The sequence below is a fragment of the Herbaspirillum huttiense genome, from assembly GCF_047300815.1.
GTDB lineage: Bacteria > Pseudomonadota > Gammaproteobacteria > Burkholderiales > Burkholderiaceae_D > Herbaspirillum > Herbaspirillum huttiense_A.
This window is the reverse complement of sequence record NZ_CP178608.1, coordinates 2,539,720-2,559,244: the sequence shown is the minus strand read 5'-3', so window position 1 is coordinate 2,559,244 and position 19,525 is coordinate 2,539,720. Positions and strand designations below refer to the sequence as shown.

Sequence of the window (19,525 nt, the reverse complement as noted above, 5' to 3'; positions counted from 1 at the left end):
GGAACTCATCATGCCCTTGAACAAGTCCACAGGAATGCCCAGCGCCAGTATCCCGGAAGTGGCCCGCGCCACGGCCCTGGCCAGCCTGCAGGCGGCGGACCCGGCGCTGCGCCGCAGTGCGGCCCAGATCCTGGCCGGACAGCCGGAGGCGGTACCGGTCATCCTCGATGCCCTGGAACGCGAATCGAGCCTGGCCGTGCGCACGGCCCTGCTCGATTCACTGGCGGCCACGCCCGGCGACGAGGCCGTGCAAGCCCTGGCCGGCTGCCTGCGCAGCGAGGACGCCTGGCTACGCAACGCCGCCATCGACCTGCTGCGCGGCATGCCCGAACAGGTGGCTCCCGTGATTGCGCACATGCTCATTGATCCCGAAACCGATATCCGCATCCTGGCCGTAGGCATCCTCGACACGCTGCGCCATGCGCGGGTGGAAGACTGGCTGCTGCAACTGATCGATGCCGAGACCGATGTCAACGTCTGCGGTGCCGCGCTGGAAGTGCTGACCACCATCGGCACGCCGGCGGCCATCGGTCCGGTGACCACGCTCATGCGCCGCTTTGCCGACGAGCCCTACATCACGTTTGCCGGGCGCCTGCTGCTGAACCGGCTTGGACGGGGCGCGTAATGAACGTTTCTGCAGAAGCCCCCACCAGCAACATCAGCGCCGAAGACTTCGAGCGCTTCCGTGAATATTTCTACCGCCGCAGCGGCATCCACTTCGAATCGACCAAACGCTACTTCGTCGACAAGCGCCTCATCGACCGCATTCAGGCAGCAGGCTGTGCCGACTTCCGCGAGTACTTCTCGCTGCTGCGCTTCGAGACCTCTGGCCGCGAATGGCAGCGGCTGGTCAACGAGATGACGGTCAACGAGACCTACTTCATGCGCGAGCACTACCAGTTTGACTGCATGGTGCAGTCGATGCTGCCCGAGCTGGTGGCGCGCAAGCCGCGCGGCGAACCGATGCGCATCTGGATCATGCCGTCGTCTTCCGGCGAGGAAGCCTACACGGTGGCCATGTACCTGCTGGAACGCTGGCCGGAACTGGCACGCTGGGATGTGGAGATCGTCTCCTCGGACATCGACACCCGCATCCTGGCCCAGGCCGAGGCCGGCCTCTATTCGCCGCGTGCGGTGCACCAGCTGCCGGCCGCCTGGCTGCAGAAGTATTTCACCCGCGAGGGGGAAAACTGGCGCATCAACCGCAGCCTGCGCGAGGTCGTGGCCTTTACCCGCGTGAACCTGAACGAACGCGCCGAAGTGGCAGCCTACCGCAACTACGACCTGGTGTTCTGCCGCAACCTGCTGATCTACTTCGACGACGCCTCGCGCCGCCGTGCCGCTGAAGCCTTCTATGACGTATTACGCCCGGGCGGTTTCATCTGCCTGGGCCACTCGGAGTCGATGAGCCGCATCTCATCGCTGTTTGCGATCCGCAAATTTGCACAAGCGATCGTCTACCAGAAGCCATTGGAGCAAGCATGAAACATATCCTCATCGTGGACGATGCTGCCACCGTCCGTCTGTATGAACGGGCCATCTTCGAGGACGCCGGCTATACCGTGCGCGAAGCCAGCAACGGGTTGGAGGCGCTGGAGACGGCGCTGGCCGCCTGTGCCGAAGGCCAGCAGCCCTTCGACCTGTACGTGGTCGATGTCAACATGCCGCAAATGGATGGCTACTCCTTCCTGCGCGCCCTGCGCCAGCACGACATCCCCCAGGCACCGGCCATCATGGTCAGCACCGAAGCCCAGGAATGCGATCGCCGCAAGGCCTTCGAGGCCGGCGCCAATCTCTACATCGTCAAGCCGGCGCGCCCCGTGCCGCTCTTGCGCAACGTCAAACTGATGCTGGGAGAAACGCAATGACGACCGCCTTCTCTCCCCTGCTGCTGCAATTCATGCAGGAGTCGCGCGACGGCCTGCAGGAGATCGCCAGCCGCCTGCTGGCCCTGGAACGCCAGCCGGCCGATCCTGAATTGATGGAGTCCCTGTTCCGGGTGGTGCATACGCTCAAGGGCAACTGCGGGCTGTTCGAGTTTCCCGAGATGTTCCGGGTGCTGCATGCGGCCGAAGACTTGATGAGTGCGGTACGCGACGGCCAGGTCGCCTATGACCGCGAGATGGCCGACCTGCTGCTGGAAGCCATGGACTTCGTGGCACGCCAGTTCGACGACATCGAACTGGCCGGCCAGCCGGACCCGGCCCAGGCTGCCCCGTGCGCTGAACTGGTGGCCCGCCTGCGCCAGCGCTGCGGGATGCAGCTGGCCCAGGGCGGTGGTCAGGATGCCCACCAGGCGAGCCAGCGCGCGGCTGAAGAAGCCGCCCGCAGCCGCATGACCGAGGCCCTGGCCCGGGTGCCCGCCAGCCTGCGCATGGCGTGGGCCGATGCCGCCCGCAACGGCGAGACCCTGCTGTGGGTGGAATACACACCGGAACCGGAATGCTTCTTCAAGGGCGAGGACCCGCTGCGCCTGGCCGCGCAGATGCCGGGCGTGCTGTGGCGCCGCGTGGTGCCCGGCAGCGCCTGGCCTGCCCTGGCCGAGCTGGATGCCTATCGCGCCAACCTGGTGTTCCAGGCAGTGGCCACGGCTGACCGCAGCCTGCTGGATGATCATTTCCGCTACGTGCCGGGGCAGTTCTGGATCACCGCCCTGCCGGCGGCGGCCATCGAAGTCAAGGACCAGACCCGGGCCAACGATGCGCTGATGATCGTGCAGACCCAGAACGATGCACTGTGGGCGCTCGAAGGCGCACCTTGGGTTCCTGGCCATCTGAAGGCCGCCGTGACGACCATCGCCAATTGCATGCGCGCCATCGGACGCCTGGATGTCTTGCCTGCACTGGAAGTCTGCGCCGAGGAAGCCCTGGCGCTGTCGAGCGTGGCGCCGGTGGTGGCCTGGATAGAGCAACATGCGCAAGTGCAGTCGATGGCCGAGGTGAGCGCACACGCGGAGGTGCAAGAAGAAATGATCGCCGCAGAGATCGCCCCACCGGCCGCGGTGGCTGTGGCCCCGGCGACGGCGGCAGTCACGCCCGCAGCGGCTGAGGGAGAGGCTCCCGTCAATTTCGGTCGCCGCGCCGAGGACAGCAATGGCGCGCGGGTCCTGAAGGTGGAACAGGAAAAGGTGGACCGCCTCATGAACCTGATCGGCGAGATGGTGGTGGCCCGCAACGGCCTGCCCTACCTGGCCTCCCGTGCCGAGAACCAGTACGGCAAGCGCGAACTGGGCCGCGATATCCGGGCCCAGCATGCGGTCATCAACCGCATCGTCGAGGAGATGCAGGATGCCATCATGCAGGTGCGCATGATGCCGGTGTCCTTCGTGTTCCAGCGCTTCCCGCGCCTGGTGCGCGACATCGCGCGCAAGCTGGGCAAGGAGGTGCAATTGCTGCTCGAAGGCGAGACCACCGAGGCCGACAAGAACGTCATCGAGGCCTTGGCCGACCCCTTGGTTCACCTGGTGCGCAATGCGCTGGACCACGGCATGGAAACGCCCGAAGAACGCCGCGCCGCCGGCAAGCCGGCCACCGGCAAGCTGGTCATGAGCGCACGCCAGGAAGCCGATTGCGTGGTCATCGAGATCGCCGACGACGGGCGCGGCATCGACCCCGCCGTGATCCGCCGCAAGGCGTATGCGCGCGGCCTGGTGGATGAAGCGGCACTGGAAAGGATGAGCGACCGCGAAGCCGTGAACCTGGTGTTCCTGCCCGGCTTCTCCACGGCCGAGGCCGTCACCGATCTCTCCGGACGCGGCGTGGGCATGGATGCGGTGCGCACGGCCATCGAGCGCCTGCACGGCAGCGTGCAGCTGGAGAGCCAGGCCGGCCAGGGCACCCGCCTGCAACTGTCGCTGCCGCTGTCGATGGCGGTGACCAACGTGATGATCGTGCAGTCCGGCGGCGTGCAGTACGGCCTGCCGATGGAAGCGGTGGTGGAAACGGTGCGCGTCCCGGCCGCCGACGTGCACCGCATCAAGCAGCACAATGCCGCCGTCCTGCGCGGGCGCATCGTGCCGCTGCTGGAACTGAACAGCCTGCTCGGGCTGGACACCCCGCAGCGCTGCAACGAGCACGACGAATGGGCGACCCTGATCCTGCGCGTGCACGGGCAGTACCTGGGATTGGTGATCGATGACTTCCGGGAGGTGGTGGAAGTGATCCTCAAGCCGCTCTCGGGCGTGCTCGCCGGCCTCACGGCCTATGCCGGATCGGCCCTGCTGGGCGACGGCTCGGTGCTGATGGTCCTCAACCCCAAGGAGCTGCTGAAATGACGATCGAATTCAAGGACGACACCCTGCACTGTGCGGGCGTACTGGCCGTGGAAGATGCCGAGGCCCTGCTGGCCCTGGTGGCCGGCCATCCGGCGGCCCCGGTGGACCTTTCCGCCTGCGAGCATGTGCATGCGGCCTGCCTGCAGGTGCTGATGGCGGGGGCAGCGAGCATCAGCGCCTGGCCGGGCGCGCCGGAACTCAGCGAATGGCTGCGCGCGGCCCTGCCGCAGCACTGAGCAGCCTGCGCCGCCAACGACCCGGGCAAACCAGACAAGCAGCATCAACCAGCAAGGAGTACCCAAATGAGCAAGACCATCCTGGTAGTGGACGATTCAGGCACCATGATCCTGAGCCTGAAAAACAATCTCGAAATTTCCGGCTTCAAGGTCATCACCGCCAACGACGGTGCGGCCGCCCTGGCCCGCCTGGGCCAGGCGCCCAAGCCGGATCTCATCATCACCGACATCAACATGCCCAACATGGGCGGCATCGAATTCATCGGCAAGGCGCGCGCCCTGCCGGGTTTCCGCTTCACGCCCATCCTGGTGCTCAGTACCGAGAGCCAGCAGGCCAAGCGCGATGAAGCCCGCAGTGCCGGGGCCAGCGGCTGGATGGTCAAGCCGGTGCCGGGCGCCGAGCTGCTCAAGATCGTCAAACAGGTGCTGCCGGGAGCCTGACATGGGAATCATCCACGCCCTGCGCACCCGGGTACGCGCCCAGCCGCACATGCCGGTGGAACCGGCACCGACCTGCCAGGCCGCCCTGGTGGCCAGCATGCAACTCGACGAAGAAATCGCCGTGCGCCTCAAGGGTGCGGTGGAGCAGACCGAGAATTCCTCGCTGGCCATCATGAGCGAAGCGCGCGCCCTGTGCGACCGCTCTGCGCAACTGCTGGAGCGCATGCAGCGCGCCAGCCAGGAAAACGAACGCGTACGCGACGAGATGCTGGAAACGGTCGATGCCCTGGTCGCCATGACGGAATTCCTCAAGAGCCTGCCGGAACGCATGCGCCGCGACGTCGAGAGCATCGGCCGCATTGCCGTGGAGATCGACAACCTCTCGGATCTGGCGCAGAGCGTTCAAGGCATCAGCACGCAGTCGCACCTGTTGTCGATCAACACGGCCATCGAGGCCAGCCGTGCCGGCCCGCAAGGCGCGGCATTCAAGGTGATCGCCTCGGAGGTGCGCAACCTGGCGGCCAATTCGCATACCGCAGCGGCTCGGATTCGCACCACGCTCTCGGAAGTGCGCAAGACCCTGCAAGACGAATTGGGCGGCAATACCGCACAATCGGCCGCCGACCTCGACCGCATCGCCGCCACCGCCGAGGCCGTGGGCAGGCTGCGCAGCAGCTTCGAGCACGTGCGCGATACCGGTGACCAGCAATACGCGCAGATGATGGCGCACGGCGAGGAACTGGTCGCCACCACCGGCAACATGCTGGGCCATCTGCAGTTCCAGGACGTAGTGCGGCAATGCGTGGAGCGCGTCCAGTACGCCGTGGACCGGCGCAATGCGGCCCTGGCCCAAATGGCGGGCGAGACCACGGTGATCCTGCCCGCGCATGAGGCGGCCACGGTGATCGCGCAGGTAGTCGTCGATTACGTGGAACAGGAGCACCGTCACCTGGTGCGCGAGCCGGACTTGCCGGCCATGGAATTGTTCTAGGAAGCCTGTGGTTTGCGGCCGCGCCGCGCGGGGATTGCGCCTTCAGCACGCGCCTTGGCCTGGACCAGGTCCAGCAAGCCTTGCGCAGCGATGGACAGGCTGCGCTCCTTGGGCGTGACGATCAGCAGCGGCCGCACCAGCCCGGGCGCGTCTACCGGAATGGCCACCAGATTGGGCAGTCGGAACTGGAACAGCGTCAGCTCCGGCACCACGCTCACGCCCAGGCCGCTTTCGATCAGGGCCGCCAGGGTGGCCAGGTGCTCGACCTCCAGCCCGGTGTGGATCACCGCACCCGGCCGCAGCACGGCATCCAGATGCTGGCGCACGCTGGTGGAGCGCGCCAGGTGGATCATTTCGCACCCGGCCAGTTGGGCCACCTTGATGCGGCGCTTGCCGGCCAGCGCATGGTCTTTGCGGCAGACCAGGTAGAACGGGTCGGCGCACAGGGGCTGCGTGGTGAACTCCAACAGATTGGGGCCCGGCGCGGTGAGGGCGATATCGGCCTTGCCCTGGCGCAGCAGGTCCAGGCACTGGTCCGAGATGGCATCGAACAACTCCACTGCCACACCCGGATGACGTTGCCGGTAAGCCGCCAGCACCGGCGGCAGCCAGCCTGCCGCCAGCGATGGCAAGGCCGCGATGGCCACCCTGCCCTTGCGCCGTGCGACGTAATCGTTCATGTCCGCCAGCGCCGCCTCCATGTCCGCCACCAGCTGGCGCGCCACTTCGACAAAGACTTCACCTTCGGGCGTGAGGCTCACGTTGCGGGTATCGCGCTCGAACAGGCGCGCGCCGGTCGCGGTTTCCAGCTTCTGGATCATGGCGCTGAAGGCGGACTGCGACACATGGCAGCGCTCGGCTGCATGGCCGAAATGACGGCAGTCGGCCAAGGCCAGGAAGGCGTGCAGCAGGCGCGTGGAGAGGTTGGCGTGCATGGTGGAAAACGGGATTGGATTATGCTGGAAAACCGGTCAATCAATCGAAAAAAGCGACTTTACAACAAAATCGGCCGCCACCTACACTCGCCCTGCTCACATCCGCGCACCCTGTACGGAATCATGTACAGAAGCTGAAGCAGAAAAACGGACAAACCGGCGCCGGATGTGCTGACACGACAAGAACATCACATCAAAAAAACCGGAGACACGCATGTTGGCCCTGCTCGGCTTTGTCACGATCGTATCCTTGTTCACGGCCATCCTCACCAAGAGGATGTCGCCCCTGGTGGCGCTGATCGCCATTCCCATCATTGCCGCGTTAGTGGGCGGTTTCGGCTTGCAGACCTCGAAGTTCATCGTCCAGGGCGTGACCGCCATTGCGCCGGTGGCCGGCATGTTCGTCTTTGCGATCCTGTTCTTCGGCATCGTCACCGATGCCGGCATGCTGGACCCGATCATCAGCCGCATCCTCAAGACCGTCGGCAGCCGCCCTACCCGCATCGTGCCGGGCACGGCGCTGCTGGCGCTGCTGATCCACCTCGATGGCTCGGGTGCGGTGACCTTCCTCATCACCATCCCGGCGATGCTGCCGCTGTACACGCGGCTGGGCATCGACAAGCGCATCCTGGCCTGCGTGGCCTCGATGGCGGCAGGCGTGAATTTCCTGCCGTGGACCGGGCCAATGATTCGTGCCTCGGCGGCGCTGCACATCCCGGTCTCGGACATCTTCACGCCGCTGGTGCCGGTGCAGCTGGTGGGCTTGGCCTTCGTGTTCATCGCCTCGTATCTGCTGGGCCTGAAGGAAGAGCGCCGGCTCGGGCTGGGCAAGGGATCGACGGTGGGTTTCGTGCAGCAGCATGAGCTCAGCGAAGCGCAACTGAAGATCCGTCGCCCGCAGAATTTCTGGGCCAACATCGTGCTGACGGTCTTCGTGCTGGGCGTCATGATCAGCGGCAAGGTCGATCCGGTGGTGATGTTCATGATCGGCGTGGTGCTGGCGCTGATGATCAACTATCGCGACGTGACCATGCAGCGCGAGCGCATCGATGCCCACGCCAAGGCGGCCCTGCTGATGGCCAGCATCCTGTTTGCGGCCGGCGTGTTCACCGGCATCATGACCAAGTCCGGCATGCTCTCAGCCATGGCCAAGACCGCCGTCGGCTTCGTGCCGCCCGAGATGGCCGGCCATATTCCGGTGGTGCTGGGGGTGCTGTCGATGCCGCTGTCGCTGCTGTTCGATCCCGACTCCTTCTACTTCGGCGTGCTGCCGGTGATCGCCGAGGTCAGCCACATGCTGGGCGTACCGACCATCCAGGTGGCCCAGGCAGCGCTGTTGGGCCAGATGACGACCGGTTTCCCGGTCAGCCCGCTCACGCCCGCCACCTTCCTCGTATGCGGCCTGGCCGGGATCGAACTGGCGGACCACCAGAAATACACCATCCCCTTCCTCTTCGGTGCTTCCGTGGTGATGACCATCGCCTGCGTGGTACTGGGGCTGTTCCCGCTGTTCTGAGCGCGGGCCACCGGAAGTGCAACACCCTGTTTTGGAGAAGCGCATGACCCAAGATCCACAGCGCACCGTGCGCATCGGCGCCGGTGCCGGCTATTCAGGCGACCGCATCGAGCCGGCCGCCGAACTGGCCGAACACGGCCAGCTGGATTACCTGATCTTCGAATGCCTGGCCGAGCGCACCATCGCCATCGGCCAGCAAGCGCGGCTGGCAGACCCGAGCAAGGGTTACGACCCGCTGCTAGCCGAACGCATGCATGCAGTGCTCAAGACCTGTGCCACCCAAGGCATCCGCATCATCACCAATATGGGCGCGGCCAACCCGCTGGCGGCGGCGCAACGCGTGCGCGAAATCGCGCGTGAACTGGGACTGAGCGGACTGAAGGTGGCAGCCGTAGCAGGCGACGACGTGCTGGAGGCCGTGCAGCAGGACGCATGGCGCATCGAGGACAATGGCCAGCCGGTCGCTTCCCTCGGTGAACGCCTCATCTCGGCCAATGCCTATCTGGGCATCGCCCCCATCGCCGAAGCCCTGCAGGCCGGGGCCCAGGTCATCATCACCGGCCGCGTGGCCGACCCTGCGCTGGTGCTGGCGCCGCTGGTACACGAATTCGGCTGGGCCGCCGATGATTGGGACAAGCTCGGCCAGGGCACCCTCATCGGCCATTTGCTGGAGTGCGCAGGACAGATTACCGGTGGCTATTTTGCTGATCCCGGCAAGAAGGACGTGGCCGGACTGGCGCGGCTGGGGTTTCCGATTGGTGAAGTGAAGGCTGATGGCAGTGCCGTCATCACCAAGGTGGCAGGGTCCGGAGGACAAGTCACGGCCCGCACCTGCAAGGAGCAATTGCTCTATGAGATCCATGATCCGAGCGCCTACTTCACGCCGGATGTGATTGCCGATTTCTCGCAAGTCCGCATCGAAGAAGTCGGGCCGGACCGCGTCGCCGTCACCGGCGGCCGTGGCCGTGCGCGACCGCAGACGCTCAAGACCACGCTGGGCTACCGCGACAGTTTCATTGGCGAAGGCCAGATCTCGTATGCCGGGCCGGGCGCGCAAGCGCGTGCGCAACTGGCCGGCGAGATCGTGCGCGAGCGGCTGGCGCTCACGGGTGTACAGACTGAAGAACTCCGCGTGGACCTGATCGGCATCAATGCCATTGCCGGTGAACAGATGTCGGCGCATGCGCCCGAGCCGCACGAAGTCCGCCTGCGCGTGACGGGACGAACGGCCAGCATGAAAGAGGCGGTCCGCATCGGCAACGAAGTCGAGACGCTTTATACCAACGGCCCGGCCGGTGGCGGCGGCGCCACCAAGTCGGCCCGCGAAGTCATCGCCGTGCTGTCGCTGCTGCTGCCGCGCACGCTGGTGCATCCATCCGTTTTCATCGAGGAGGCCTGAGATGCTGCTCAGAGAAATTGCTCATTCACGCGCCGGAGACAAAGGCGACATATCGAATATCTCCGTAATCGCCTATCGGCAGGAGGACTATGCGCTGCTGGAGCGGACCCTGACGGCCGAACGCGTGCGTGTGCATTTTGCCGGGGTGGTCCGTGGGGAAGTGGTGCGCCACGCGCTGCCACATCTGGGGGCACTCAACTTCGTGATGCAACGCGCGCTGGGTGGAGGGGTTACCCGGTCACTGGCGCTGGATGCGCATGGGAAGGCCTTGTCGGGGGTGATGCTGGACTTGGAGCTGGACTACTGAGCAGGTCGCCCTTGCAGGCGGTGTCAAAGGCTGGCAGCCTCCATAAATACGGGTGCGATCATTCGAACCGGATCGGCTCGGCAGGACTGCGATCAAGAAGGTCCTCCAGCGCGCTCACATCCTCATTGATGAGGCCATGCTCTCGATTCATCTGGCAGAGCGCGTCGCCCATTCGCAGATGGCCGCCAGGCTCCACCACACCGTTCACTAATTCAGGGACCTCTGCTTCAGGGCTGTATGGCTGCAGGGCAGCGCGCAAGGTGGGCGCCACAGATTTGCTCGAAAGAAATGGCGGTTGATCTGTCTTGGACATGGATATTCTCTTTTATGTTGAGATAGCCGAATTTGGCGCAACAATTCAAACTCGTCCAGAGCCAAAATCCCGTCTCGCAGGAAACGTGCTCGGTAGCGTTCATTCGCTGCAAAAACGCGAGAAAAGACCGACGTTGTTCGATCGGCTTCGCTACCGTAGCCAAAATTCATTTCCCAAAAGAAAAATAAGCAATTTTTCGCCGATACTTCTTGCCAGAACTAGGTATATTGCGACTGTCCAAACCCTGCAAGATTTGGTATCGTCCGCCCGTGATCGATTCTCGCACTGCATCAGCGCCCCCCGCTGACACACTCCCCCCCGATATGAAAAAACCAATCCGACTCGGCACTCCGCTGTCTCCTTCCGCTACCAAAGTCATGCTGCTGGGCTCCGGCGAACTCGGCAAGGAAGTCATCATCGCCCTGCAACGCCTGGGCGTGGAAGTCATTGCCGTTGACCGTTATGAGAACGCCCCTGGCCAGCAAGTCGCCCATCGCGCCCACGTGATCAACATGACCGACGGTGCCGCCCTGGCCGCACTGATCGAGCAGGAGCAGCCCGACCTGATCGTGCCCGAGATCGAGGCCATTGCCACTGAAACCCTGGTCAAGCTGGAAGAAGCCGGCCGTGCCCGCGTGATCCCGACCGCGCGCGCTGCCTGGCTGACCATGAACCGCGAAGGCATCCGCCGCCTGGCCGGCGAAACCCTGGGCCTGGCAACCTCGCCCTACCGCTTCGCCGACAGCCTGGACGAACTCAAGGCTGCCATTGACCAGATCGGTTTCCCCTGCGTGATCAAGCCGGTCATGTCGTCTTCCGGCAAGGGCCAGTCCAAGATCGACGGCCCCGACGAAATCGAAGCCGCCTGGAACTACGCCGCCGCCGGTGGCCGCGTCGACTCCGGCCGCGTGATCGTCGAAGGCTTCATCGACTTCGACTATGAAATCACCCTGCTGACGGTGCGTTCGTTGAACGAAAACGGCGACACCATCACCAGCTTCTGCGACCCCATCGGTCACGTCCAGGTCAAGGGTGACTACGTCGAGTCGTGGCAGCCGCACCCCATGCCCGGCGCCGCCCTGGAAAAGGCCCGCGACATCGCCCGCAAGGTCACCGAGAACCTCGGCGGCCTGGGCCTGTTCGGCGTGGAACTGTTCGTCAAGGGCGACATGGTCTGGTTCTCCGAAGTCAGCCCGCGTCCGCATGACACCGGCATGGTCACCATGGTCAGCCAGGTGCAGAGCGAGTTCGAACTGCACGCCAAGGCCATCCTCGGCCTGCCGGTCAATACCGCCCTCAGGAGCCCCGGTGCCTCCGCCGTGATCTACGGCCAGCATGATGCACGTGGCATCGCCTTCGATGGCGTGGCCGAGGCGCTGCGCATCCCGGGTGCCGACATTCGCCTGTTCGGCAAGCCGGAATCCTTCGCCCGCCGCCGCATGGGCGTGGCCCTGGCTTCCGGTGACAGCGTAGAAACTGCACGCATCCGCGCCAAGCAGGCCGCGGCCAAGGTCAAGCCGGTGATTCCGCAGTGATCTGGCACTCAGTCGCATGACATGAACGGGCTCCGACGAAAATCGCGGCCCGTTTTGTTTTGGGCGGGCAAAATCATCACGCTTGTGCCGGAAACGATATAAACGATATGCCTACGGCATGCCGCTATAATCACCGTCTCCCTCCACAACAGCAGCTTTGCTCACGATCATGAAGTGTGATGTCGCCATCCTCGGCAGCGGTCTGGCCGGTCTTTCCGTCGCGCTCCACCTGGCCGAGAAGTACCAGGTGGTGGTGGTTTCCAAAGGCGAGCTGCTGGACGGGGCCAGCAACTGGGCGCAAGGCGGCATTGCTGCCGTGCTCGATTCGGGCGACAGCCACGCCCAGCATATCGACGACACGCTGGTGGCCGGCGCCGGCCTGTGCGATGAAAGCGCCACCCGCTACATCGTCGAACACGGCCGCGAGGCCATCGAATGGCTGATCGCGCAAGGCGTGCCCTTCACCCGCGACGACAGCGCCGAGCTGGGCTATCACCTCACCCGCGAAGGCGGCCACAGCCAGCGCCGCATCATCCACGCCGCTGATGCCACCGGGCACGCCGTGCAGGTGACGCTGGAACAGCGCGTGCGCGCCCACCCCAACATCACGCTGCTGGAACATCACTGCGCCATCGACCTGATCCACGCGCGCAAGCTCGATCCCAAGGCCGAACCGCGCTGCCTGGGCGTGCATGTCCAGGACACCGCCAGCGGCCGCGTGCTGGCAATTGCGGCCGGCCGCACGGTGCTGGCCACGGGCGGGGCCGGCAAGGTGTATCTCTACACTTCCAACCCCGATTCGGCCACCGGTGACGGTATCGCCATGGCCTGGCGCGCCGGCTGCCGGGTGGCCAACATGGAATTCATCCAATTCCATCCGACCTGCCTGTATCACCCTTACGCCAAATCCTTCCTCATCAGCGAGGCCTTGCGCGGCGAAGGGGCCTTGCTCAAGCTGCCGGCGTCGGCGGGTGCTCTGGCGGGCCAGCGTTTCATGCCGGAACACGACGAGCGTGCCGAACTGGCGCCGCGCGACATCGTGGCGCGTGCCATCGATTTCGAGATGAAGAAGCGCGGACTGGACCATGTGGACCTGGACATCAGCCATCAAAGCCCGGCCTTCATCGCCGAGCACTTCCCGACCATCCAGGCGCGCTGCCTGGAGTTCGGCATCGACATCACGCGCCAGCCCATCCCGGTGGTTCCTGCAGCGCACTACACCTGCGGCGGCGTGGTGACCGACATGGCCGGCCGCACCGACCTGCCAGGCTTGTACGCGGTCGGCGAGACGGCCTATACCGGGCTGCATGGCGCTAATCGCCTGGCCAGCAATTCGCTGCTGGAATGCCTGGTGCTGGGCCGCTCGGCCGCCGAGGATATTGAACGGGAATTGTCAGCGGGCACTTGGCGCATCGCCGAGGTACCGCAATGGGATGAAAGCCGCGTCAGCGATGCCGACGAGGAAGTGGTGATCGCCCACAACTGGGACGAGCTGCGCCGCTTCATGTGGAATTACGTCAGCATCGTGCGCACCGACAAGCGTCTCGAACGCGCCCAGCACCGCATCCGCCTGCTCAAGGAGGAAATCGACGAGTATTACGCCAACTTCCGCATCTCACGCGACCTGCTGGAGCTGCGCAACCTCGTGGATGTGGCGCAGCTGATCGTCTCCAGCGCCCTGATGCGCAAGGAAAGCCGCGGCCTGCACTTCAGCCAGGACTATCCGCGCACCCTGCCGCGCGCCACGCCGACCATCCTGCCGGGACGCCCGTAAGCGGCTATTTGCGCTGGCGGTACTGCTTGCGGTAGACGTTGGGTGCGGCCAGCACGTCGGCGACGGTCTGGCTGTAGCGGGTGGCGGCCTCCCCTTCCAGGGTATCGAAGTGCAGCGCGGGCCGTTCGCGGGGCACGGGCATGCATTGCGCGACCGGCATGCCTTTGGGCAGTACGCCGACAAATTCTTCATCGGTCCAGACGGCCGGGAAATTGATTCCGGCGTCGTGGAACTGGTCCGCATCCACCAGTCCCGAAAGCAGCCTGAACGGCAGGTCGTGGCGGTTCACCGGATGCGTCGCGAAGAGTGACCAGCCAGGTTCCAGTTCGATGGTCCAGAAGCTGTTGAACTTCAGCACCAGCGCATCGCCTTGTTCGAATGGTGTGCCGGTGACCTGCGCGGGCGGATGAAAACTCAATGGCGCGCGCGGATGACCGTCCACGGTGGTCGCCGGGGCTTCCCAATCCCAGCTGAAGCTGCCTTTGTCCACGTGCACATCGCAGGGCAGCAGGATCATGAAACCATGGGCCATCGCATCGATGAAGGGCGGGCATTGCTTGACGGTGCGGATATCGCGGTCATGCAGCGCGGAGAAGGCCTTGGTCGGCATGCTGCGGATCCAGTCGGGGATCAGCTCGCGGGCCAGGCGGGGGCGTGGGAGATGGTCAATCAGCGCAGGATCGCAGCGGAAGTGGATTTGCGGTGGGGGCATGGCTAGTTGGCAGCAATATGAGCGACTGAAAACGAGACTGAGCCTGAAAATTCTTGTTCGGTGAGCCAAATGCAACGACGTCCTTGCAAACTCCGTCTATTTCGCGCCCTCTTTTTCAAAGGTGGCTCATGACCACCGGCTTTCGGAATCGCTGACGTACATGTTCGCAGTTACCTGTCTTGTTCCGTTCGCCTCCACTGTACTCGACATGGTCATTGCAATAGACTGCCGGCCAATCGAAGTGGTACAGTCAAAACAACGTTTCAATCAGGAACCGTAGCTTCAGATCAACATAGAACACCCCATTACAAGACAAAAACAATACAAATTTCGCCGATCAACATGCATCGGGATGCCAGTTTCCCAATAGTAGCGGAAGTAAGTATTAAGTCAGCGGAACCTTGAACGCATTCGGCGTCTTGACGGTCTGCGACCCTGACCATGCTATCGTTGAAAATCTGGAGGATCTTCGGATCATCAAACCTCTACTGCTCTTCAATCATCGACAAACTAAATCCCACGATATCTTTGGCTCAAAAATAGGGGCGGAAATAACACCAAAATGAACAACATATTAATTACCGGGGCTGACGGCTTCATCGGGAAAACTATTATCGAGAGACTCGTTGCACAACATAATGGAAACGTCAGAGCAGCCGTCAGGCAGCCAAGCCAAGCGTTATCCGAGATAGTCGAAGTCTGTGAGGGCATGGATCTGGCGAAAAATCCAGACTGGGCGCCCGCCTTGCAAAATATTGATACTGTCATTCATTGCGCTGCTCGCGTGCACGTAATGCACGACAGATCGACAGATCCGCTTTCCGACTTCAGAAAAGCGAACACGGAAGGAACCTTGAGTCTGGCACGACAGGCTCGAGCGGCGGGAGTGAAGCGATTCATTTTCCTAAGCAGCTTGGGTGTCCACGGTGAAAGCACGTCCGGTATTCCGTTCAAGGCCGACGATACGCCGCGACCGCACTCGCCCTACACCCAATCCAAGCTGGAGGCTGAGAAAGGTCTGACGGAGCTTACACGTGATGGCCAAATGTCGCTGGTAACCATCCGCCCGCCGCTGGTGTATGGTCCGAACGCGCCGGGCAACTTCGGCATGTTGATGAGAGCAGTGAAGTTGCGCCTGCCCTTGCCCTTCGGGTCGGTAGAGAACAAGCGGAGTTTCGTCTTCTTGGAAAATTTAGTGGATATGATCATTTGCTGCATCGATCACCCAAACGCCGCCAACCAGACATTCCTTGTATCAGATGACGAGGATTTGTCTACAACTCAGTTGCTAAAGAAAATTGGGGCGACACTGGGAAAGCCATCGCTACTGCTTCCCATCCCCACCGTCATCCTGCATGCAGCCGCAAAATGCTTTGGCAAGGAAAAAGTCGCACAGCAATTGCTTGGATCTTTGCAGGTCGATATCGAAAAGACAAAGACACTTTTGAACTGGAAACCGCCGGTAGGTGTTGATGATGCCTTGCGCAAGACGGCCGGCATGCAAAAATAATTTCCGGCAGCAGATGACAATTTCCGCCCTTGGTTCTTGACGGGCTTCGATTGAAGAAGTGTTCAGCTTTTCTATACCTCTGCTACTGCAGCGTTAGGACCAGAATCTCGGTACGCCAATGAGATTCTGGTCAGATCCCATAAAACAGGATGTGCAGTGTCGAGGGGACGACGAGCATCGCGAACGCCCGAGCAAATGCCGAATATTATCGAGCAATGATCATGGCTTAACCGCACGCGAGCCAGAGTTGAGGTCCCTTACCGCCTCACTCCCACTCTCCCATCAACAAGCCATAAAATTCCTTATGCAACAATAAGTTACAAATTACCAACCATTTAATACCATGAAAAATACCATAGTAGAAATATGCACAAGGCAGTAAGGGCAGCGTCAGAGCGGACCATAGTTCGCCCTATGGTCGGCGTGTAGTCTCACAGTTCCACCGGCACCGCTTACTTACATTCAACGCCCGACCGTCAGAATCAGGCTGGTTGAATTCATTGAAGCTTAGGACTCGAGTGTCCCCCTCAGAAACCGGTCGTTGAAGAGAGAGCAATTCTTTTCCATTTGTTCTCGAAGCCTTTGCCAGCAACACCTACGGCTTGGCAGACCTCTTACCCAAGTGTTCGTTTAGCCAGAGGCCAAGCAGTTCATCGTTCTCAGACGTCGAGATACCGTGAGGGCCGATGGTGACGGCGAATGAATCGCTAATTGGCCTCAGGGTGGTCGAGGTAGTCCAAGCCATCAATCGCTTCCGGACGAGTTCCTCGCAGACCGTTCGCACATCGAAACCCTCACTTTGCGCATAGCGCAGCAGACTTTCATCCATCAGGTCGAGCTCTCCACGCGTCGCGGCGGCCTGCATCAGAACCGTCTCTTCCACTTCATTCTCGACGGGTTCCCAGCGACGCTCCGCTGATTCGCCTGCGCCATGCTGGAGGACACCTCGGTCGTCGCGGTATGTGATCTGCCGTGTGTCCGTGGATTCGTCCAGTGCCATCTTGCAACTCAACAAGGGCGACAATGTCTCCATTTGGAGCGTGTCATCCATCGGAACAGCGTGCTGGAACGTCGTCACCATCTTGGTCCACAGCTGCTCCATCAGCAAGCGGATGGGGTTCTCCGAGTTCGCAGCCATCATTGGCCAGAAACCTTCGTCATCGAGGCTGGCGACGTAGGGTTGCCCGTTCAATTTGACGACCGAGTTTTGACCGCAAATGACGAGGGTAGGCATGCGCTCGGGTTCCATGATTTCTGCCTTCTGCGCTTGCTCAATGAAGCCATCCGACAAGCTGGAGGAAGAGGCGTAGCCGTTGTAGCCGAAGATCACTCGGACTGGCACCAGTTGCTCGTGTTTGAACACATCAAACAGCAGGCGCAAATGCATCGGATACGTATCGACAGCGGCATCACCTTTCGGATACCAGCCTGTCGTCCGCGCAAACGACTTGACCGCTGACACCAAGGTTGCGCTTGTCCCCCCGGTAGCCCGGCGCGCATCGGCGTCAAGCTGAAATACCGCCGCCATCTTCTTCATCCCGTCGGCCAGCGCCGAACCGTACAGATTCTTCTTGACCTCGAAGACGGCAAGAACGCGCTCGACTGGCCAGCAGTAGGCCTTTGCATACGGGATTTCTTCCCCCTCGCCGCAGACGACCATGATATCAATTTGCGGACTCAGCTTGCCATTGTGGCCGCGAACGAACCCCGTCACTACGCGTACATCAAAAGACTCCGGAATTGATTGCTCCAGTAGCTGCGAGGTCAGGCCCTCGTACATATCTCCGATTGTCACGGTGTGCGTGACGTCCACGGCGGCGAGCTTTAGTGCTTCGGCCTCCAGCAACTCCCGCAAGAGTTCAGCGATGCTATTGATCATGGAAAGAACGCTGCAAAGTCATATTTCCCGCCTTCGCGATACGGCCTAACCTCACCATTTCCCATCCTGATGATCCAGAAAGACGCGCAATTATCAATCGTCACTCCTAATTTTCTAGTTGGACACTGAGCCAGAGGGCATTACCGACTTCGTTTCCAAGTTTCCAGCGATATCTTCTTAACTCCTCGCTAACGATCACTTCAACTTCGTCAATGGGGACTTTGAAGACAAAGCTGTAATTCTTGTGTTTTTTGCTTGGGAAGCTCGTTTTGTAGTGTGTGTTAAATTCTGGCTGGCAGGCCCGAATTAAAGCGGCCTCAATAAGAGATGTCATTTGATCGGGCGGAAAAGTCCCCACCGCCTGAGCCACGCCGTTACTCCACAAAGTGTCTACCTCATGCTGATTGTCAGCATATTCATATACGGGACCTGGAAACTTCAAGAGCTTAATGAAAATCTCTGCCTGGGGCTCGGACTTTAAATAGCGATCCACAATTTTTGCAAACGTTGCGTGCCCCTCCAGACGCAAATACTCTTCGGTCGGCTCGGTTTGTCCAACATATAGAACTTCAAGGATGAGCAAGTTATTTTGTGCAGGTGCAACAAAACTCAGAAACTCGAAACAGGTCGCGAATAAAAATTCGGCACCGTTGCTTAGCTTTGCCTTGATTTCAGGGTATTTCGTATATTCAACGTTTTCAAGCTCCGTTGATATGCCGTCTACTGTTATAGATGTCTGGATATCAATGCTGATTTGCTCGAATTCGGTAACGCCACGCTGAACCTTTGTTGCAACCTTCTTTTGTGTACGGTCGAAACTCTCAAATATTATCCTTGGTGCGCGGCAAATCAAGTAGTGCCTAAATCCTTCTCTGGCAATGTGTTCGCGCCCGTCGCTGCTAGTTAAATCGTCAAACGAGCCAAACGTCGTATTTGTGCAGACAAAAGAGACTCGGACGGGTAATTTTTTAAACATGACACACTCCCATATCTTCTGCAATCCGTCTTTCTACACCCACTCTCTTGGCAACGTATGCTGAAAAAGTTCGTTCAAGGCACCCGCAACGATTCCAAAGCCTTCCGTCCCACCTAGGAGTGAATCGGCCCGGCTTCACTAGACGCTCGAGAGCCGTTCGAAATACTGCCTTTCATACTCTACCGGCGATAACCCATTGTTGAAACTGTGCCGGCGCCTGGGGTTGTAAAACATTTCGATGTAATCAAATAAGTCGCGCCTGGTGTCTTCCCGGCTAACGTAGGTCTTTCGCCGGATGCGCTCCCGCTTCAGTAGCTGGAAGAAACTCTCCGCAACCGCATTGTCGGGACCATTCCCCCGCCGGCTCATGCTTTGTTTGAGTCGATGCGCTTTCAGGAAATCCTGCCAGTCATAGCTGCTGAACTGGGCGGATTCAGCCGGTCGTCGCAACGCTGAATTGTTGAACAGATTTCAGGTGCTCGTCCAGGGCTTCGGCTGGCGTCTTCCAGCCGAGTGTTTTTCGCGGTCTGGTATTCAGCGTATTGGCAACGGACTGGAGCTCTCGAACACTCCACCGGGATAAGTCTGTGAGGTGTCTAGTGAAGCCGGGCCGATTCAATTCTTCATCTCCAGAGTGACCGACACAGCGCTCTTCTAAGGCTACTCTTTCGATTAAGAAAGTGGCTAAGTTCACGGAACCCCGGGTCAGCCCGGTTTCATTCGGTTCG

Annotated in this window: 18 protein-coding genes and 2 pseudogenes; 13 read left to right on the top strand and 7 right to left on the bottom strand. The window is 61.4% G+C overall.

All coding sequences use genetic code 11. From position 1 onward, the window contains the following. Window positions 1-10 precede the first annotated feature (10 nt). The 7 genes from ACLRDN_RS11870 (at window position 11) to ACLRDN_RS11840 (ending at window position 5,941) form a co-directional block, all read left to right on the top strand. Window positions 11-625: a HEAT repeat domain-containing protein gene (locus ACLRDN_RS11870; RefSeq protein WP_413460173.1), complete on the top strand. Its 615-nt coding sequence runs from the start codon at window positions 11-13 to the stop codon at window positions 623-625. After that, the gene (locus tag ACLRDN_RS11865; RefSeq protein ID WP_413460172.1) at window positions 625-1,485 is read left to right on the top strand and encodes a CheR family methyltransferase; all 861 of its coding nucleotides are present in this window, start codon (window positions 625-627) and stop codon (window positions 1,483-1,485) included. The genes ACLRDN_RS11870 and ACLRDN_RS11865 overlap by 1 nt, the downstream gene beginning before the upstream one ends. Next, window positions 1,482-1,868 carry a response regulator gene (locus tag ACLRDN_RS11860; protein ID WP_034309545.1) on the top strand — a complete coding sequence of 129 codons (387 nt, stop codon included), beginning with the start codon at window positions 1,482-1,484 and terminating at the stop codon, window positions 1,866-1,868. Before ACLRDN_RS11865 ends, ACLRDN_RS11860 begins: the two co-directional genes overlap by 4 nt. Beyond that, window positions 1,865-4,273: a chemotaxis protein CheW gene (locus ACLRDN_RS11855; protein WP_413460171.1), complete on the top strand. Its 2,409-nt coding sequence runs from the start codon at window positions 1,865-1,867 to the stop codon at window positions 4,271-4,273. The genes ACLRDN_RS11860 and ACLRDN_RS11855 overlap by 4 nt, the downstream gene beginning before the upstream one ends. Beyond that, window positions 4,270-4,509 (top strand): hypothetical protein, encoded by a 240-nt coding sequence (locus tag ACLRDN_RS11850; protein ID WP_413460170.1) that lies wholly within the window; start codon window positions 4,270-4,272, stop codon window positions 4,507-4,509. Before ACLRDN_RS11855 ends, ACLRDN_RS11850 begins: the two co-directional genes overlap by 4 nt. A gap of 66 nt (window positions 4,510-4,575) precedes the next feature. Continuing rightward, window positions 4,576-4,950 (top strand): response regulator, encoded by a 375-nt coding sequence (locus ACLRDN_RS11845; protein WP_034309554.1) that lies wholly within the window; start codon window positions 4,576-4,578, stop codon window positions 4,948-4,950. A 1-nt stretch (window position 4,951) separates the two neighbouring features. Next, window positions 4,952-5,941 (top strand): methyl-accepting chemotaxis protein, encoded by a 990-nt coding sequence (locus tag ACLRDN_RS11840; protein WP_413460169.1) that lies wholly within the window; start codon window positions 4,952-4,954, stop codon window positions 5,939-5,941. Here the strand turns inward: ACLRDN_RS11840 and ACLRDN_RS11835 are convergent. Further along, window positions 5,938-6,876 carry a LysR family transcriptional regulator gene (locus ACLRDN_RS11835; RefSeq protein ID WP_413460168.1) on the bottom strand — a complete coding sequence of 313 codons (939 nt, stop codon included), beginning with the start codon at window positions 6,874-6,876 and terminating at the stop codon, window positions 5,938-5,940. The two genes, ACLRDN_RS11840 and ACLRDN_RS11835, sit on opposite strands and share 4 nt — an antisense overlap. 214 nt (window positions 6,877-7,090) lie before the next feature. Between ACLRDN_RS11835 and ACLRDN_RS11830 the strand changes: the two genes are divergently transcribed. From ACLRDN_RS11830 to ACLRDN_RS11820, 3 genes are read left to right on the top strand one after another with little or no spacing between them, the layout of a single operon-like run. Continuing rightward, complete coding sequence (locus ACLRDN_RS11830; protein WP_413460167.1) at window positions 7,091-8,392, top strand: CitMHS family transporter; 1,302 nt, start codon at window positions 7,091-7,093, stop codon at window positions 8,390-8,392. A gap of 43 nt (window positions 8,393-8,435) precedes the next feature. Then, window positions 8,436-9,791 carry an acyclic terpene utilization AtuA family protein gene (locus ACLRDN_RS11825; protein WP_413460166.1) on the top strand — a complete coding sequence of 452 codons (1,356 nt, stop codon included), beginning with the start codon at window positions 8,436-8,438 and terminating at the stop codon, window positions 9,789-9,791. 1 nt (window position 9,792) lies between these two features. Then, window positions 9,793-10,098, top strand: coding sequence for a hypothetical protein (locus ACLRDN_RS11820; protein ID WP_413460165.1), 306 nt, complete (start codon window positions 9,793-9,795; stop codon window positions 10,096-10,098). A 58-nt stretch (window positions 10,099-10,156) separates the two neighbouring features. Here ACLRDN_RS11820 and ACLRDN_RS11815 read toward each other — a convergent pair whose 3' ends face one another. Beyond that, on the bottom strand, window positions 10,157-10,411 hold the full coding sequence (locus ACLRDN_RS11815; protein ID WP_413460164.1) for a plasmid stabilization protein: 255 nt from the start codon (window positions 10,409-10,411) through the stop codon (window positions 10,157-10,159). A gap of 323 nt (window positions 10,412-10,734) precedes the next feature. Here ACLRDN_RS11815 and purT point away from each other — a divergent pair, with 323 nt between their 5' ends. Both purT and nadB read left to right on the top strand, forming a co-directional pair. Further along, the gene (gene purT, locus ACLRDN_RS11810; protein ID WP_039788224.1) at window positions 10,735-11,946 is read left to right on the top strand and encodes a formate-dependent phosphoribosylglycinamide formyltransferase; all 1,212 of its coding nucleotides are present in this window, start codon (window positions 10,735-10,737) and stop codon (window positions 11,944-11,946) included. Window positions 11,947-12,115: 169 nt separating this feature from the next. Then, the gene (gene nadB, locus ACLRDN_RS11805; RefSeq protein ID WP_121040032.1) at window positions 12,116-13,720 is read left to right on the top strand and encodes an L-aspartate oxidase; all 1,605 of its coding nucleotides are present in this window, start codon (window positions 12,116-12,118) and stop codon (window positions 13,718-13,720) included. A 4-nt stretch (window positions 13,721-13,724) separates the two neighbouring features. Here the strand turns inward: nadB and ACLRDN_RS11800 are convergent, their stop codons facing one another. Further along, complete coding sequence (locus ACLRDN_RS11800) at window positions 13,725-14,432, bottom strand: hypothetical protein (protein ID WP_413460163.1); 708 nt, start codon at window positions 14,430-14,432, stop codon at window positions 13,725-13,727. 562 nt (window positions 14,433-14,994) lie between these two features. Between ACLRDN_RS11800 and ACLRDN_RS11795 the strand changes: the two genes are divergently transcribed. After that, window positions 14,995-15,942, top strand: a complete 948-nt coding sequence (locus tag ACLRDN_RS11795) for a UDP-glucose 4-epimerase family protein (RefSeq protein ID WP_413460162.1) — start codon at window positions 14,995-14,997, stop codon at window positions 15,940-15,942. A gap of 595 nt (window positions 15,943-16,537) precedes the next feature. Here the strand turns inward: ACLRDN_RS11795 and ACLRDN_RS11790 are convergent. The 4 genes and pseudogenes from ACLRDN_RS11790 to ACLRDN_RS11775 form a co-directional block, all read right to left on the bottom strand. Beyond that, the gene (locus ACLRDN_RS11790; RefSeq protein ID WP_413460161.1) at window positions 16,538-17,821 is read right to left on the bottom strand and encodes a DUF6602 domain-containing protein; all 1,284 of its coding nucleotides are present in this window, start codon (window positions 17,819-17,821) and stop codon (window positions 16,538-16,540) included. A 106-nt stretch (window positions 17,822-17,927) separates the two neighbouring features. Continuing rightward, window positions 17,928-18,797 (bottom strand): hypothetical protein, encoded by an 870-nt coding sequence (locus ACLRDN_RS11785; protein ID WP_413460160.1) that lies wholly within the window; start codon window positions 18,795-18,797, stop codon window positions 17,928-17,930. A 138-nt stretch (window positions 18,798-18,935) separates the two neighbouring features. Then, window positions 18,936-19,232 (bottom strand): annotated as a pseudogene (locus ACLRDN_RS11780) (IS3 family transposase); the annotation flags it as partial. After that, a pseudogene (locus ACLRDN_RS11775) lies at window positions 19,231-19,386 on the bottom strand (IS30 family transposase); the annotation flags it as partial. The pseudogenes ACLRDN_RS11780 and ACLRDN_RS11775, both read right to left, overlap by 2 nt. Window positions 19,387-19,525 lie beyond the last annotated feature (139 nt).